This window comes from Pseudomonas sp. A1230 (genome assembly GCF_044218825.1).
GTDB classification, from domain to species: domain Bacteria; phylum Pseudomonadota; class Gammaproteobacteria; order Pseudomonadales; family Pseudomonadaceae; genus Aquipseudomonas; species Aquipseudomonas iridis.
In genome coordinates this window covers 2,011,482-2,027,431 of record NZ_CP162582.1, presented here as the reverse complement: position 1 = coordinate 2,027,431, position 15,950 = coordinate 2,011,482, and the positions used below count along the sequence as shown (strand labels likewise).

At 52.9% G+C, this 15,950-nt stretch carries 17 protein-coding genes and 1 pseudogene; 10 read left to right on the top strand and 8 right to left on the bottom strand.

From position 1 onward, the window contains the following. Positions 1 to 70: 70 nt before the first annotated feature. From AB4P97_RS09670 to AB4P97_RS09655, 4 genes are all read left to right on the top strand, one after another. Complete coding sequence (locus AB4P97_RS09670) at positions 71 to 613, top strand: VOC family protein (RefSeq protein WP_220182561.1); 543 nt, start codon at positions 71 to 73, stop codon at positions 611 to 613. Further along, on the top strand, positions 613 to 1,518 hold the full coding sequence (locus AB4P97_RS09665) for a glycine betaine ABC transporter substrate-binding protein (RefSeq protein WP_230679681.1): 906 nt from the start codon (positions 613 to 615) through the stop codon (positions 1,516 to 1,518). The genes AB4P97_RS09670 and AB4P97_RS09665 overlap by 1 nt, the downstream gene beginning before the upstream one ends. Positions 1,519 to 1,599: 81 nt before the next feature. Further along, positions 1,600 to 2,076: an Atu1372/SO_1960 family protein gene (locus AB4P97_RS09660; RefSeq protein ID WP_181818538.1), complete on the top strand. Its 477-nt coding sequence runs from the start codon at positions 1,600 to 1,602 to the stop codon at positions 2,074 to 2,076. Between the two features lie 15 nt (positions 2,077 to 2,091). Continuing rightward, on the top strand, positions 2,092 to 3,357 hold the full coding sequence (locus AB4P97_RS09655) for an MFS transporter (protein ID WP_395602551.1): 1,266 nt from the start codon (positions 2,092 to 2,094) through the stop codon (positions 3,355 to 3,357). A 13-nt stretch (positions 3,358 to 3,370) separates the two neighbouring features. On the opposite strand, the gene AB4P97_RS09650 is transcribed toward AB4P97_RS09655, so the two are convergent. The 3 genes from AB4P97_RS09650 to AB4P97_RS09640 all read right to left on the bottom strand — a co-directional run bounded on the left by AB4P97_RS09650 (position 3,371) and on the right by AB4P97_RS09640 (position 6,120). After that, a complete protein-coding gene (locus AB4P97_RS09650) occupies positions 3,371 to 4,036 on the bottom strand; it encodes a TetR/AcrR family transcriptional regulator (protein WP_395602550.1) in 666 nt (221 codons plus the stop codon). Between the two features lie 348 nt (positions 4,037 to 4,384). Further along, the gene (locus tag AB4P97_RS09645) at positions 4,385 to 5,278 is read right to left on the bottom strand and encodes a glycine betaine ABC transporter substrate-binding protein (RefSeq protein WP_395602549.1); all 894 of its coding nucleotides are present in this window, start codon (positions 5,276 to 5,278) and stop codon (positions 4,385 to 4,387) included. A gap of 350 nt (positions 5,279 to 5,628) precedes the next feature. Then, positions 5,629 to 6,120, bottom strand: coding sequence for a cupin domain-containing protein (locus tag AB4P97_RS09640; protein ID WP_042559172.1), 492 nt, complete (start codon positions 6,118 to 6,120; stop codon positions 5,629 to 5,631). Between the two features lie 1,000 nt (positions 6,121 to 7,120). Between AB4P97_RS09640 and AB4P97_RS09635 the strand changes: the two genes are divergently transcribed. Then, a complete protein-coding gene (locus AB4P97_RS09635; RefSeq protein WP_235378397.1) occupies positions 7,121 to 7,396 on the top strand; it encodes a hypothetical protein in 276 nt (91 codons plus the stop codon). Positions 7,397 to 7,628: 232 nt separating this feature from the next. On the opposite strand, the gene AB4P97_RS09630 is transcribed toward AB4P97_RS09635, so the two are convergent. Continuing rightward, positions 7,629 to 7,862 carry a hypothetical protein gene (locus AB4P97_RS09630; protein WP_155401121.1) on the bottom strand — a complete coding sequence of 78 codons (234 nt, stop codon included), beginning with the start codon at positions 7,860 to 7,862 and terminating at the stop codon, positions 7,629 to 7,631. 1,289 nt (positions 7,863 to 9,151) lie between these two features. Between AB4P97_RS09630 and AB4P97_RS09625 the strand changes: the two genes are divergently transcribed. The 4 genes from AB4P97_RS09625 to AB4P97_RS09610 all read left to right on the top strand — a co-directional run bounded on the left by AB4P97_RS09625 (position 9,152) and on the right by AB4P97_RS09610 (position 12,314). Further along, complete coding sequence (locus AB4P97_RS09625; RefSeq protein ID WP_395602548.1) at positions 9,152 to 10,210, top strand: ArsO family NAD(P)H-dependent flavin-containing monooxygenase; 1,059 nt, start codon at positions 9,152 to 9,154, stop codon at positions 10,208 to 10,210. 151 nt (positions 10,211 to 10,361) lie between these two features. Beyond that, the gene (locus tag AB4P97_RS09620; protein WP_395602547.1) at positions 10,362 to 11,432 is read left to right on the top strand and encodes an SDR family oxidoreductase; all 1,071 of its coding nucleotides are present in this window, start codon (positions 10,362 to 10,364) and stop codon (positions 11,430 to 11,432) included. A 231-nt stretch (positions 11,433 to 11,663) separates the two neighbouring features. Continuing rightward, positions 11,664 to 11,822: a DUF2256 domain-containing protein gene (locus AB4P97_RS09615; RefSeq protein ID WP_080896099.1), complete on the top strand. Its 159-nt coding sequence runs from the start codon at positions 11,664 to 11,666 to the stop codon at positions 11,820 to 11,822. Positions 11,823 to 11,852: 30 nt separating this feature from the next. Then, a complete protein-coding gene (locus AB4P97_RS09610) occupies positions 11,853 to 12,314 on the top strand; it encodes a PAS domain-containing protein (protein ID WP_395602546.1) in 462 nt (153 codons plus the stop codon). Between the two features lie 49 nt (positions 12,315 to 12,363). On the opposite strand, the gene AB4P97_RS09605 is transcribed toward AB4P97_RS09610, so the two are convergent. From AB4P97_RS09605 to AB4P97_RS09595, 3 genes are all read right to left on the bottom strand, one after another. Next, complete coding sequence (locus tag AB4P97_RS09605) at positions 12,364 to 12,621, bottom strand: Pathogenicity locus (protein WP_042559114.1); 258 nt, start codon at positions 12,619 to 12,621, stop codon at positions 12,364 to 12,366. Positions 12,622 to 12,820: 199 nt separating this feature from the next. Further along, a complete protein-coding gene (locus AB4P97_RS09600; RefSeq protein ID WP_042559113.1) occupies positions 12,821 to 13,183 on the bottom strand; it encodes a response regulator in 363 nt (120 codons plus the stop codon). A 23-nt stretch (positions 13,184 to 13,206) separates the two neighbouring features. Beyond that, positions 13,207 to 14,649 (bottom strand): ATPase domain-containing protein, encoded by a 1,443-nt coding sequence (locus AB4P97_RS09595; RefSeq protein ID WP_395602930.1) that lies wholly within the window; start codon positions 14,647 to 14,649, stop codon positions 13,207 to 13,209. A gap of 167 nt (positions 14,650 to 14,816) precedes the next feature. Between AB4P97_RS09595 and AB4P97_RS09590 the strand changes: the two are divergent. After that, a pseudogene (locus AB4P97_RS09590) lies at positions 14,817 to 14,915 on the top strand (DUF190 domain-containing protein); the annotation flags it as partial. A gap of 6 nt (positions 14,916 to 14,921) precedes the next feature. On the opposite strand, the gene AB4P97_RS09585 reads toward AB4P97_RS09590, so the two are convergent. Beyond that, positions 14,922 to 15,785 (bottom strand): sensor domain-containing diguanylate cyclase, encoded by an 864-nt coding sequence (locus AB4P97_RS09585; protein WP_042559111.1) that lies wholly within the window; start codon positions 15,783 to 15,785, stop codon positions 14,922 to 14,924. Positions 15,786 to 15,950 lie beyond the last annotated feature (165 nt).

Genomic DNA, 15,950 nt, shown 5'->3' with positions numbered 1-15,950 from the left:
TTTCATGTGATCGATACAAATTATCAATTGATAATTTGTTGTCTGATTTTATTTATCAAGTGATAATTAATTGCCGACCAATGCAGCCAAAGGGATGCGCTGGCGCTTCAACTCATCGCATCAATTAATGCCAGGAGAAACCATGGGAGTGCTACAGCTCGACCATTTCACCATCCGCACCGAACAGTGGGCTGAAACTGCCGAGTTCTTCGAACACGTCATCGGCCTGACGCCTGGACCGCGACCGGGGTTTCGTTTTCCCGGATGCTGGATGTACGCCGCTGGCCACCCGTTACTGCACATAGCCAGCGTCCAAGGCGATCCGGATGAACTCAAGGGATACCTCGGCGACAAGCCGGGCGGCTATGGCTCGGGTTCGCTCGACCACGTGTCGCTGCGTTGCGAAGGGCTGGAGCAGGTACAGGCGCGGTTGCAATCGATGGGGATCGCGTTTCGTGAGCGCGTCATCCCTCAGATTGCTGAGCACCAACTGTTTCTCGAGGATCCTAACGGCATCACCATCGAGATGATTTTCGACTATGTGCCGGGTAGCCGCATCGTGGGTCAGGCCATGCCGCACCTTGCTGTCGATCTTTCTGAGAAAAACCTGTGATGGCAGGTTTCAACCGCAGACAGCTCATTCATGCCTTGGGTGGCGCGGCACTGTTGGCGCCGGTGCTGGCCCGCGGCAATATCCTCATGGGGAACCAGACTATGGTACGACTCGGTGTCACCGATCTTTCCTTTCATCGCGCCACTGCGGCGGTCATTGTGCAAGTGCTGCAGCGCATGGGGTTTGCCGTAGAGCGCTCTTACGCATTGCACGAAGCCAACTTCGAGCAACTGCGTGCAGGGTCGATCGACATGATTGCCTCGGCCTGGATTCCCTCCAGTCATGGGCTGTACAAGGCACGTGTCGAAGAGCAGGTCGCGACACGTGAACTGGGGCTGCATTACGAGCCTTATGCGCTTTGGGGCGTGCCTGACTATATCCCGGAGTCCGAGGTGAGTTCGGTCGAGGACCTGCTAAAGCCGCAGGTCGTAGCGCGCATGCACCCACTGATCCAAGGCATCGGTCCGGGTGCCGGGATCACGCGTTTTTCCCTGCGCATGATGGACGATTACGGTCTTACGTCGGCAGGCTACCACTTTCGTACCGGCACTCAGGAAGAGTGCGTGGAAGCTTTTGAAAGTCTGGTGCAGGCGGGGGGCTGGGGAGTGGTTCCGCTCTGGCATCCACAGTTTTTACATTTCCGCCATCTCATACGCGACCTCAAGGATCCCAAGGGGTTGCTGGGCAGCGTCGACCGCGCAGTGTTGTTGGCGCGAGCCGATCGCCTCGGGCATTTGAGTGCTGCGCAGATTCAGGTACTGGACAACATTCGCCTGAGCAATGCCATCGTTGCCGAACTTGATTACGCCATCAACCGCGAGGGCAGAAGTGCTGACCAGGCAGCTATCCGCTGGTTGGATAAAAACCCGCAAATGCTTGCTTCCTGGCTCACCCCACTTGGCTGAGTAACCACAGAGTTTTCCTCGGTATAGCGTCCAGGCGCGCCGTCGGTGTGCCTGACAATAAAAACAACACAGGACCTCACAATGAATATTCTCAATACACCCGAGTTACGCATGCAGGCCGCCGGTTTGCACTTGCCACGTCCCGCTCCAGCACTGGGCAACTATGTACCTTGGAGCATTGTGGGCAATACGCTGATGACTTCAGGGCAGTTCCCCTGGATCGATGGTCAACTTCAGTACCGTGGACGCTTGGGCCGCGATCTCGACCTGGAGCAAGGGTATGCGGCCTGCCGCCTGGCAGCGTTGAATGCAATTGCTCAACTCAAGGATGCAGTAGGTGAGCTGAGCCGGATCCGCCAGATCTACAGGCTTGAAGGCGTGCTCAATGTCGCTGAGGATTTTTACGACCATCCCAAGGCCCTCGACGGCGCTTCGGACATTTTGGTCGAGATATTCGCTGAGCGCGCCCGGCACACACGGATGATTTGGTCCAACCCGGTGATGCCCATGGACGGCTTCTGTCTGGTCTACCTGTTTGCCGAAATAGAGCACCAGTGAACAGGAGCCAAGACCATGATTCAGGCCAATAAGCTGTTCTTCGCCAGCTGCTTGTCGCTGCTGGTGACTTCAATGATCTTTTCCATCCGCGCGGACGTATTGCAATCGATCAGTGCCGACTATCTCTTGTCCAACGCGATGATCGGCTTAACGATTTCATCAGTGTTTTGGGGCTTTACATTGGGCATTATTTCCTGCGCCTTGATTGTTGATTGGGTCGGCATGAAGTGCCTGCACATTGTGTCCGGGTTGGGTTACCTGCTGGGGATTACGTTGATTCTTTTGGCACCGGCCAATAGCAGCGGCCAGCCCATTGACGATGTGTTTGCAGCCACGGGCACCACGGTGCTTTATCTTGGATTTCTGCTCACCGGTATTGCCCAGGGCATTGTGGAGGGCGTGACCAATCCTCTGGTCGCTACGCTGTTCAAGCGTGACAAACGGCGCATGCTCACCAGGTTGCATGCCTGGTGGCCAATGGGTCTGATCGTGGGTGGCTTGATTGCTTGGGGCCTGGGAAAACTGGGTCTGTCCTGGCAAGTCAAGTTGGCGGTGGTAGCCTTGCCCACCCTCGGTTATCTGATGCTGATCATTGCACTCCAGTACCCCAGCACCGAACGAGTTGACGCAAGGATATCCAGCGGCGTCATGTTCGCCCAGCTCAAGCGCCCTTTGTTCATCGTGCTGATGCTGCTCATGTGGTTGACAGCGGCCACCGAGCTGGCCCCTGATCAATGGTTCGCAAAAATCATGGTCGACCTGCTACCCCAATTGGGCAGCAACAGCATCCTGCTCTTGGTGTACACCGCAGGCTTGATGTTCATTCTTAGGCATTACGCGTCGGGTTGGATCTTCGCGCGCTACTCGCCCTTCGCGGTGCTGACCTCAAGTGCGGTACTGACACTGTTAGGCTTGCTTGGCCTGGGTTTGTCCGGACAAAGTGCTCTACAGGGCGGCTTGACGGGCGCCGTAGCGCTCTTCTGCGTAACGGCATTCGGCGTTGGCAAGACCTTCTTTTGGCCGACTATGCTCGCGATCACAAGTGAGTTGCTGCCCAAGGGCGGAGCGCTCTTGATCAACTTAATGGGCGGCGCAGGCATGCTGTCGGTGATGGTCGCCGTGCCGGCAATCGGTTCGTTGATGGATCAATACGACACCGCCAGCGCGTTGTTGGTGGTCGCCTTGTTGCCTAGCGTGCTGGTCATCGCCTTTGCCAGTCTGTGGCTCTACTCACGCAAACGCGGTGGGTACCGTCCGAATGTGCTGGAGGCACCACACTGATGGCAATTGCAGCCTAAGGCGTCGGTGCCGGATGGCAATGCAGGGCACCGTCCAGGAAGCAATTGACTCGATGGGTGATCAGCTCGGTCAGATTTTCCGGGACGGGCATCTGGTAAACCCACTTACGTACCCCCAAGTAAAAGAAGCTGCTGTGGAAGCCCCACAGCACTTCGATATCGAGGGCCAGCTCATGCTCGGTCGGCGCGTTGGTGAGTTGCCTCTGGTGACGCAGCTCTTCAATGATCACCAGGAAGATATTCTCATGCAGGCGCTTAAGGTAACGCTGGTTCAGAGCGGGGTCCTGCAGGCCTGCATACAGGAAGATTCGCACCCACTCATTGTTCAGTATCGTGCGGGTATAGCTGATGAAATACTCAATCAGCCGCTTCCTCAACGGGGATGTGCGATCTTTGAGACGAGGCTCCAAATCAGGATCCCAGCGGTTCATGAACACTTGCTGGTAAACCTGTTCGATTAACAGCTGTTTGCTGGGGAAGTAGCGGTAAAGCAGGGGCTGAGTCACTTGCAAACCCTTGGCCAGTTCCCTTGTGGTCAGGGCAAAGCCTTTCTGGGCAAACAAGGAGATGGCCCGGTCGACCATCTGCTGTTGACGGTCCACCGCTGTGAGGTTCTTGCGACCAGCGGTAGACGCTTTTTCGGTGTCGCTGATTTTTGCCATTGTTGACCTATGCAATAAAGGGTGTGCAACTCATAGAATAATCATACCCGTTGGCGCGAGCACAATGGTGCTGCGGTGCCACAGTCGTTCAGGGATATCGTAGTGTGCGGGGTAAAGGCGAGAGGTAGCATGACCAGTGCGGCACCGACGAGTATTGCGCGTTGCCGCGTGGTACGGATGCTGCCCTTATTGCAGGAAAAAGCCAGACTGATTAGCGAAAGCGTTGTCAGTATCAGGTGAGCGTTAATTTGTATCTCGAGTCGATGGGTTGGCATAGCTGCTGACAAGAGTGGGTCAAGGCTGTCAGCCTCATACTTGAAAATTCTCCAAGTATTTAAAATACACGCGTTAGTCCAACGGCTTCAGCCACGCGCTTAGGATTTCAGGGTGCCTCGCCAACCAATCGTTTGCAGCATTATCGGCGGACTGGTCTCCGCGATTGAATGCATCATCGAGTTCGGAAACAGTCAAATTCGACAGACGAATGTTGTCCAGCACCTGGATCTCGGCGCTCGTAAGTAATGCCAGGCGATCCTCACGAGCCAGCAGCACCGCTCGATCAATGCTGCCGAGCAATCCTTTGGGATCTTTCAAATTGCGAATGCGGTAGCGGTGGTGCAAAAAATGCGGGTGCCACAACGGAACGATGCCCCAGCGTCGCTCGCGGTACAGCGCTTCAAAAGCTTCAATGCACTCGTCCTGGGTACCAGTGCGGAACTGATAACCCGCGTTCCTCAAACCATATTTCTCCATGATTGTCATCGAAAACCGGGTAATACCCGCTCCCAGACCAATGCCTTGAATCACCGGGTGCATCCTTGAGCGGACCTCGGGATTGAAGAGGTCTTCGATAGATGCAACCTCACTTTCGTTCACATAGTCGGGCACTCCCCAAAAAGCATAGGGTTGGTAATGCAGACCGAGTTCACGAGTAGGCGCCACCGCGTCCACCGCCTGCTTGTAAATGCCATGACTGAAAGGAAGCCAGGCGGAGGCGAGCATATCGATCGAGCCTTCGCGTAAGCGCCGAAAGTTGACCTCATGCAACGCATATTGGCGTTCTACGGTCAGCCCCATGCGCTGCATGACAATCGCAACCACCGCCGCAGTCGCGCGATGGAAAGACAGGTCTGTCACGCCTAGCCGAACAATGCGCGGACCGCTGGCAACGTTTGCTTTGGAGAAGGATTGGTGAGGCACGGCCTGAGTTTTGGCTGAACGACGAGGTGAGGGGTTACGCATGTCTTCTCCTTAGAGAGAGTTAAGCCTGCGAATTAAAACTTCGCACTGGAAAGGATCTGTTTTGCACCAGCGTCATTAGGTGGGTGCTGGTGCCTCTATATCGCGCGTGCGATCAGTCGCGTCCGCTAAAAAATAGGCGGACACCATCATCCTTAATTTGCGAGTTCAGTAGGCGTGTTGGCTGTTCGCTTACACTTAAGCCAAATCTTATTTAGGAGAGAACTTGCTCGCGAAAAATCTCAATGATTGACTTGACGCTGCGATCTTAAGTTCTTCGTGAGCAAGCTCTTCCTACAGAGACATTAATAGCTATACATCAAAGTATCCCTTCCAAGGGCTTTAAGATGTTGCTACTTCAACTTGTTATAGCTGCCATTGCCATCAATCCAATCCTGCCGAGGCGGGGTGAAAAAGTCGACATTCACAGTACCTTCTTCCAGAGCGTGAAACTCATGGGGCACGTTCGGTGGGAAAATGATCACCTCTCCAGCACGGACCGTATAGCGTTTGCCCTGTGAAAAAACTTCCACTGCTCCCGACACTATCCAGGTGACCTGCTCATGGGGCTGATGGTGAAGAGGCACGATGGCACCCTTTGCAAATACCCAACGCGCCAGAGTGCTCTGAGAACCGTGAATCACTTGCCGAGTGACGCCAGGCAAGGTTTGCTCTACTGGCGCCTTATCGAAATTGTATAGATCGGGAAGTGTATGCCGATAGGGCGACAGCAGTGGCAGTTTGCCTCGGCCTGGTGCCTCGGTAATATTGGTGTTCGTTTCGGCAGATACGGCATTACCAACCATTAAGGTAGATAGCAATACCGCGGTTATTGTTTTCTTCATGATGTGACTTCTCCGGACAACGATTTGACTTATTAGAATCAACGTAAACAGAAGGCGTTCTGTCTAGCCAAGGTGAGTTTGGTGTTTGCGTATCGGATTCACACTTGTGCAAACCCTTCGAAAAAATAAAGCGTTGAACTACTCCGAAAAAGTCTGTTTGCAGACTAAGAGTTACTCTCGAGAAGTGAAAGTCGAAAATTAGAAAAGCATGTCTTTTCCCGACCTACGTTCCGTTTGCAGCCTAAGCCACAAATCAAGTCATCCCTGCTCGGTCAAGCCGCAGTTGTTTGGGATTGAGTAGTGCTCAGTCTGGGATCAGGTGCGGTCCACGAAAGGCAGCTATCGAATGTGCGGCATTGTAAGAAATACTCGCCCGCAAGATTCTGAAGGTCCGGTCAACAGGTTCAAGCTCAGTCCGAAAGCCAATGACAAGCGCACTGTCGCAGTAGCACGACTAGCGGCAGAAGGGGCGCAATCGAGCTTTTTTTCGAGACACAATCAATGTCCACAGCAACCAACGACATGCGCTGAAGGAGTTGAAGGTTGGTTGCCTGCATATGACCTCGAGAGGCTCCGAACAACCAAACAGCCGTCAATGGAACAATACCCGAGCTAGAAACGCTTGATATATTGCTGTACAGCGGGAATGGGCACATCAGGATGCACTGGTCAGATGTGCAATACCTAGGGTTGATAGTTATCAGATGTCACAAAACAGCTGACACAAAAAATGTGGGGCACCGTAAACTTATAACTCAACTAAATGACTATTTAGCTGAGTTATAATTATCCATTATTGATGGAGGAGGGTAGCGCATTAAATGAACTACGGGGCGTTCATCCTTGGCCGCCATCTTCCATGGGTGTGCTGTATCTTTCAAAGCTGCGAGCAGACACGTGTAATCGGTAACAAGCCACCTAAATCGAGGGCTCCAGCGTAGCGAAGCTGCTGGCTTTGGTGTCTAAGCACTGAACGAAAACGAGTCAAAGGACTTTTGTAATGACAAATTCATCGCCCTGGATGGTTGAAAGCGCTTATCGCTATTTGATGGCTGCGAAGTACCTTAGACGTGGCCATGACATGGTGGGCATTGCGCAGATCAATGCTGCAGTTGGCATGGAAATCCTGCTTAAAAGCTTCGTGTCAAAGCCCAATGGCAACCTTGGCCAAGTCAATGAAACTTACGAGCTAGACATCGGCGCAATAAAAACTGCGCATGAGCATTTGAAATGCGACAGGCAGAATTTCGGCTTTTCGGAAAGACAAAGAGCCTAATAAGCACGATCTGCTTACGTTGTTTCATGCGATACCTGAAACGATCAAGCTACGTATCCGGCTTGATCGTCACGAGCATTGGATCGAGAAGGGTCGGGAAGTTTTACTAATGCGCGTTATCGATATGAAACCGGTGCTCCTGGAGGTTACGACGAAATGATTTCGCTGGCTTGGCTAATACGGCATATGCCGAATAAATTTTCATACGAACCCTAAACATAAATAATACCTATTAATTATACGTTAGAGTAAATGTTGCCGTGCCATTGGCCTGTCCAGCAGTGATTGCGTTCCTCGTTTGATAGTGGCGCGGTAGCAGCTTGTCGAATGGTACTTTTACGTTAACAGAAAACAGCTGATCTTTACTGTCGCGCTCAGGTGGCTCGCTTAAAGTAAATCTCACACCATAAGTCACGCCTTGTTTGCTCAAGTCGCCTAAAGACTGGATATTGAGTTTAAAGTTCATTTTCCGGGCTTTCAACATGCTCGTCAGAATCGCAATTCCGCCTGTGCATTTTAGCTTGAGGTTTGGCTGGCCGAAATTCGCTTTAATCTTGCAAGTAATTAGGAATAATCCTACTTTCCTGGGTTTCTAATTCTGATAAATGTGGACCATGCTTGTGACACGCTAGTGGCGGAACGGAGAGGGTTACTCCATATCGCTTGAAGTAGCCCTCAGTGTACTCGTCTTGCACGCTAATTTTCGCGGCCTTGTTGACCTTACCGACAACGCTGAACCACCAATTTTCACCGTCAAACTCGAATGATCCCATTGTAGGCTTCCAGTTGTCCCGACCGACTAGATCAGAGATCTCGAAAATAAAGAGAGAAGAGCATGACCACAATCAATAGCGTCCGCTCATGTCGAGATTCCTCCTGAGGAATGTTTTATGCGGTTTTAATTACATAATTTCACTGGGCTAAGCGCTTTTCCACAGTTCATAACAGTGTTGTGCTGTTTAAAGTTGGATTTTTGTTTGACGGTTCGAATTGGATTGGCTTCAGTGATGAAGCCTTCGTCAATGGCGTACTGAAAAAAATTGCACATGGGGTGCATAGTAAGACTGTAAACGGAAAAGCGTTCCACACAAAACGCCAAAGCCTAGGCTGCTGACCTGTCCATATGCCTGCTGCGGATCAGCATCGTCCAAGCTCACATATGGCAGAAATTGGACGCAGCGAAGACAAGAAGTGATTTGTGGATTCGGAGCGAAATCGGTGCTGTCTATGAGTTAGTTTCGCAAACGAGGACTCCAGCGGGCTCCGACGACAGGCGTGCACACGAAAGGCTGCGAAGAGCTAAAATGTTAGATGGGTCTATTCGATGTAGTGCGCGGGTTAAGTCCAACGTTCTGAGTGAGCCAGCACCAATTCCTTCATACGCTGAAACCACGAAGAATGATTTTCGTGAATTCCTAAGCGCATGAATTCGCGAGAATATTTTTTTAAGATGATTTTTCTGATTTTTGAGCAACAACGGCAGCCTGGCTTCAAATCTGACCGCCAGAGCCGTCCAGACCTCAATAGTGCGATTCGCATAATGTATATTATGTTAAATCATGTGTTATGTCAGATATGTTCCATCGACGACAAGCTGCCCTCGCTTCGACCGCCAGTTTCGTGGTCGGCGCAGCGTTGCCGCTGGCAGTAGCCTTCACAGCGCCAACGGACAGCGTTGTATCTTGAGCAACATCAACAAACGTCCGCTTCGAATGGATTAACTTAATCTGACTCTCGCCGACCCAAGGATTCCCCATGCCTGCCGAAGTGGATGTTGCGATTATTGGCGGTGGCCAGTCCGCACTCGCCGTGGCTTACTTCCTGCGCCGTACCGGGCGTTCCTTTGTGATTATTGATGCCGAAGCGGGACCGGGTGGCGCCTGGCGGCATGGCTGGGATTCCCTGCGACTGTTTTCACCGTCGACCTGGAGCTCCATCGCCGGTTGGATGATGCCTCCGGTCACTGACGGCTACCCAAGCCGTGACAACGTACTCGATTACCTGCGCCAGTATGAGCAACGCTACCGATTTCCTGTCGAACGGCCTTACTGGGTCAACGCTATTGAGCGTCGGGGCAATCACCTCCACGTAAAAGCCCAGGGCCGCAGTTGGCTGGCCCGCACCGTGGTCAGCGCGACCGGCACCTGGCGCCATCCCTACCTGCCGCATTACCCCGGCAGCGAAACCTTTACCGGCCAGCAATTGCATTCGGCCCACTACGTTAACGCCAAGCCGTTTGCCGGGAAAAAAGTCCTGGTGGTGGGCGGTGGCAACTCCGGCGCACAGATCCTCGCTGAAGTCTCGCAAGTGGCCGATGCCACCTGGGTCACTCCGCAGCCGCCAGAGTTTCTTGCCGATGACGTTGATGGACGGGTGCTCTTCGAACGCGCCACCGAACGCTTGAAAGCGCAGCTGGCCGGCATCGTCATTGAAAAGCCGGTTGGCGGCTTGGGCGATATCGTGATGGTGCCGCCAGTCGTCGAGGCTAGGGAGCGCGGCGTGCTGCACGCGGTTCGGCCGTTCCTGCGTTTCACCGAGACCGGCGTGACGTGGGCTGATGGCTCGCAAACGCCAGTCGACGCAGTGATCTGGTGCACCGGCTTCCGCCCTGCCCTCGGCTATTTGGAATCCCTGGGCGTGTGTACCGCCGACGGGCGCGTGGCCGTAAAAGGTACGCATTCGATTCAGGAACCGCGTTTGTGGTTGGTGGGTTATGGCGACTGGACAGGCGCCGCTTCGGCGACACTGATCGGCGTGACCCGAACGGCGCGCAGTACCGTTGAGGAAATTGAGCGGTTTTTGATGGAGCAATGAGTCGGCGCATCTCAGCTCAGTAGTGGTTAGCGCCGCCTAAGCGTCGGCTGTTGTGAATCAAGCCACGCACAACGAACGCCAATGCGAGTCCGGTTTAGGTTGAACCTCTGCTGCTCAGGCGCACTCCCAAACCTAAATCCAGGAGAAACGTATGACCCATACAGCTTTGGTCGTGGGTGCCAGCGGCATCGTCGGCAGCGCCATCACTCAATTACTCATCGATAACAAGTGGCAGGTCGCCGCGCTCTCGAGGCACCCGTCACAAGTGCAAGGCGTGATACCTGTCGCGGCAGACCTTCAGGATCCCGCTTCGTTGGAACATGCGCTGGCGGATTTGAAACCCACTCATGTGTTCATTACCACATGGTCACGGCAAGCCACAGAAGCCGAGAACATTCGCGTTAATGCCGCCATGGTACGCAACGTACTCGCCGCCATTCGCCCAGCCAATAGCGTTGAGCACGTAGCGCTGGTTACTGGGCTAAAACACTATCTCGGCCCTTTCGAAGCCTATGGTAAAGGCAGCCTTCCGCAGACACCGTTTCGCGAAGAGCAAGGTCGTCTGGATGTCGAGAATTTCTATTACGCCCAGGAGGATGAACTTTTCGCCGCTGCTGAGAAAGACGGCTTTACGTGGAGCGTTCATCGCCCGCATACCGTTACTGGAGTTGCTGTAGGCAATGCGATGAATATGGCAACCACCCTCGCCGTCTATGCCTCAATTTGCAAACAAACCAATCGCCCTTTTGTGTTTCCAGGATCAAGAGTGCAGTGGGACAGCCTTACCGATATGACGGACGCCCGGCAGTTGGCGAAACAACAATTGTGGGCGGCCACCACGCCGGCTGCGGCGAATCAGGCATTCAACGTCACTAATGGCGATGTGTTTCGATGGAAGTGGATGTGTAGCCGAATTGCCGACTACTTCGACTTGCCTGCTGCCGATTATCCCGCTTCAGTGTCACCTCTTGAGAAGCAGATGGCTGACGACCAAACCGTATGGACGCAAATAGTCGCGGAACACGGTTTGAAAGAGGCGGATATTGGTCGCCTGATATCCCCATGGCATACCGATGCAGACCTCGGTCGACCCATCGAAGTTGTCACGGATATGTCGAAAAGCCGTGCAATGGGATTCACTACCTACCAAGCGAGTGATCAAGCATTTTTCGATGTGTTCGACAAACTACGCGAGATGCGCTTGATACCCAGAAGAACCTGAATCATCGCTTATCTTGTGAAAAACGTGTTTTCTGGTGCACAGCAGGCACTCCCCTACAGCCAAGGATTGCCGCAGAATCAAGAGCCGAAAGGCTACTAGAAATCAAAATGGCTCCGTCATTAATCGAGTACTACCGTCAAATTCTCGTAGCCGCAGGCGAGAACCCAAACAAAGATCGCTCTGGGAGCGCGGCCAGAAACTGCTCGCGTGACTTGATGCATGGGGGGCATTTTGAAAAAGAGTGAGCTACCGGTAAAAACCTGCGTGACCTGCGGCCTTCCCTTCGCATGGAGGAAAAAGTGGGCACGCTGCTGGCAGGAAGTCCGCTACTGCTCGGAGCGTTGCCGGCGCAAATCACCTTTAAAAGTCAGATCGCAAAGGTTGGTATAGACTTGCGTGAAAGTCACAGGGACTCTGGAAATGATCAATGCAGAATTGCTGAAACTGATGATCGAGGCATCCAACGATGGCATCGTTGTGGCAGAGCAGGAAGGCGATGAGAACGTTCTTATCTACGCCAACCAAGCCTTCCAGCGCCTGACGGGCTACAGCTCTGATGACACCTTGTATCAGGATTGCCGGTTCCTGCAGGGCGATGACCGAGACCAACCAGGCATTGTGGCTATCCGCGAGGCAATAAAGAACTTTCAGCCTTGCCGGCAAATCATTCGAAACTATCGCCAAGACGGCAGTGCTTTCTGGAATGAGCTGTCAATTACCCCAGTGTTCAACGACGCAGATCAACTCACCTATTACATCGGCATCCAGAAGGACGTTACTGTTCAGGTCGAGGCTAGCGAGCGTGTCCGTCAACTGGAGGCTGAAGTCGAGAATCTGAAAGCCCAGTTGACGGAATTACAACGAAACGCTTCATCGATTTAAAGAGCCATAGAAAACGGCAAAAACAAGTCCGTTCACATACGGCCAAAAGTCACTCTGTCACCGATAATCTTGGCGTGGAGCTCTTTGCGAGCTCAACGGCAGCGTTAATGGCGGCTCGAGCCTGGGGGCTGTTCTTCCAACAAGTAGATCCCACTGCAGCCGATGCCTGGGCCAAAATGTCACAAACATCCGCTTTGCTGAGCATTGCCAGGGAGTCAAACCCCATCTGTTCAAGGCGAGCGATAACGGTTGGTCCTACGCCCTTCAATGCCAAAAGGGCTTGCTGTTCCTTCAGGGTAAATGGCATCCGTAAACTCCTGTTCTCGGCCAGTTAACTAATGACTCTGCCCTACTTCGGCGGCCATCTCAATAGCCAGCAATAAGCCGCCCAGTTGCCTCTGAATCGCGGCCAAACCAAGCAGGACCAACGTCAATAAGATGCTACCACCCACCTGAAGGCAACCAAGCTTGAGACTCATGAAGGTATGCATGTTCCAGACAGCTGACTAATCAGCAGCCAAGAGCTTTTTAACTTCGGCGATGATCAAGTCGATGTCGAATGGTTTTGCCAACACGGCATCAAACAAATCTGATCTCTGCATACCGATATGTGCCTGAGCACCGCTCATCAAGATGATCGGCAATTGACTAGCTGAAGGGAGAGCTCGAACGGCTGTGGCGAATTCCAGCCCGTCCATGACCGGCATCATGAAGTCGGTAATGATCAAGGCAGGCCGCTCTCTATCCAGTATCTCGAGCCCTTTTCGGCCATTGCTGGCCGTCACCACCATGAACCCCTCATCCTCTAGCGCAAAGCTGAGAATGTCAGCGATCAAATACTCGTCGTCGACGACCAGGATGGTGGACATGTTAATTCAACCCACTCAAAAGCTTAAGAAATTGAACCGGGCGATGACTCAGCGGGAACTGATGGTTCACGTCTTGAAGCCTTTTCCAGGAAAACATCTTGATCACGGATCACGACCACAAATCGCGAAGGATCGTAGGAGCTGTCTCGTATTTTAAGAATGGAAAGCGTCCTGCTAAGTTCAGATTGATTCTCAGAGAACCGCATGAGCATGAGATTGTCGACGATGCTGGACAGGTCCGAGTTCGGCGCGCTGACCTCGGAGCCGAAAAGATCGCGCATTTCCCAAGAGGCAAATACGGTAACCCCTCTGGATCGCAGCTCGTTCATCAGTGCACTGAAGAAGTCAGTAATCCGCGCCGGATTTGTCGAGACTCGCGTCATACCGCTCAGGCTATCGATAAACAGGCGCTTGATGCCCTTTTCTTCAACGAGACTCAGTAGTCGTGCGCCCAAACCATCCAGGAGGCCCTCTGTGGTGGGTTGCCATGCGATGGTCAGTGCGCCGCTGTCTTCCATGCTTTTTAAATCGATGCCCAGTGATTGGCCCTTGAGTCGCAGCCGTTGGGGACTTTCGTAGAAGCCGAAATGCAGACCCGGCGCTTCCACGGTCGACTCGGCCAGGAATTTGAGGCCCAGCGTCGTTTTACCAATCCCGGAGGGGCCTATGACCAGAGACACACTGGAACTGTGCAGGCCTCCGCCCAAGATATCGTCCAGTGATTCAATGCCACTGGCGATACGCGTCATGTCGGCGCTGTCGGGAGAGGACGGATGGCTGTAGAGACTTTCGAGCCGTGGATAAACAACCAGGCCATTGTCGGTGATTTCACACTCGTGAAGGCCGGTCATTGCTCCGCTGCCGCGAGTTTTACGCAGCTGAATTCGACGCACCGAACGAGTGCCATACAACTCTTCGCCCATCTCGATCACGCCATCAACCATCGTGTGCTCAGGACTGCCATCGTCAAGGCGAGAACTAGTTAGAAACAGCACCGTGCAACCAGCGAACGCGGCGTGCCCTTGCAACTCAGAGATGAATTTCTTGGTGTCGATATGAGAATCAGCTTTTGAACGCGCATTTAGCAAGCCATCCACCACCATAACTGTGGCTTTCTGACGGCTTATCTCACGCCGAAGCAGCTTCACTACTTCATCCAAACCTTCGTTTTCCAAAGTATCGAATGCGCTGACGAACTGGATTTCAGCCCCGACTTTGGAAGAGTCGAAGAAGCTCAGAGTCGAAAGAAATTGAAAAAGGCGATCGTGTGACTCGGCCAGCAGCGTTGCGACTAGAACTCGCCCACCCTTTTGCGCGTGATGGAACCCAAGCTGGTTGGCCAAGATCGTTTTTCCAGACCCTGGGCGCCCTTGGATTATGTATGAAGAGCCCGCTACCAGCCCGCCCTTGAGCAGAGCGTCGAGCCCTTCGATTCCACTTTCGAGGCGTTTTAGCTTTTCCACAATGCGACCCTGATCTGAAAAACAGGCTGTTTAAGCCGAATGGGGGAATGCTAACGCCATTTTCGCTCTGGGCCAATGCACTAATTGGTGGCATGCGTTTACTTACAACATGCTGGACGCCTACCTCGGTTTGATTGCTTGGAGCAGCTTGAATCATCGGTAGGCGCTGCGAATGGATCGTCGATAAGGCTAAAGAGATGGAGTTACGCGGCGCCACGCTCTGCACTGGAATTGAAGGGTTTGGACATACCGGACAGCTACATTCAGCCCCACGCTTAACTCTCCAAGGAGCGATACCTCTTCATTCGGTACATTTCACTGTCCGAATGGGTGAGCAGTGTATCGGCATCATTTCCGTGCTCGGGATAATAGGCAACGCCAATACTGCACAATGGCATCTTGAGTGTGCCGAACTCAGGGCCGAGTGGCTCAGCCATGACGTTGTGAATCTGCTCTAGCTTTTCGGAAATCGTGTCCCTCGACTGGACGTCTGTTAGCAGCACCGTGAATTCATCGCCGCCAATGCGAGCCACGGTGTCTGTCTCACGCACACAGCTTTTCAGACGCTGGGCAACAATGCACAGAACACTATCTCCCGCTGCGTGACCATGGACATCATTGATACTCTTGAAATCATTTATATCCAAAAAAAGCAGAGCTAGCTCATTACCGTGGCGCTGCGCAGTCTGCAGTGCAGATATCAGTCGATCACTAAAGAGCGACCGATTGGTTAATTTCGTCAGCGGGTCGTGATGAGCGAGGAAGCGTAACTCCTCCTCGGCTTTAGCTAAGGCTGTAACGTTTCTTGCGACCCCAATCCTGGCACCGACCTCCTCCGACCAGAATGCAGCCCACAGGATGTACACGACTGCCCCATCCTTGCGGATGTAACGATTCCGGAAATCGAAATGAGGTTGACCATTCATGACGCGGGAAATCGAAGCTCGCGTCGCATCCAAATCTTCAGGATGCATATAGCTGGTGATACTGGTGCCAATCAGCTCATCAGGGAGGTAGCCCAACAGGGCCTTACAGGCATCACTCACAAAAACAATGTGGTCGCTTTCATCAACCACAAAAACAGTATCCAACATTAAGTGGATCAGTTTGGGGTAGAGCGCTTGAAGATCGATGGCCATAAGTCATGTGGGTCTGAGTCGTTGAGCGCGATCATATCCCGATTTACAGGGTGGACTGCGAGGAATCTTGGTGGAAGTAGAATCCCGTCGCTTAGGCCATCCAGAGTGGTTGCGTCCGCGGTGTAGTTCTGGACGTTCGTTGGCCATTGACCATCGTCCTATACG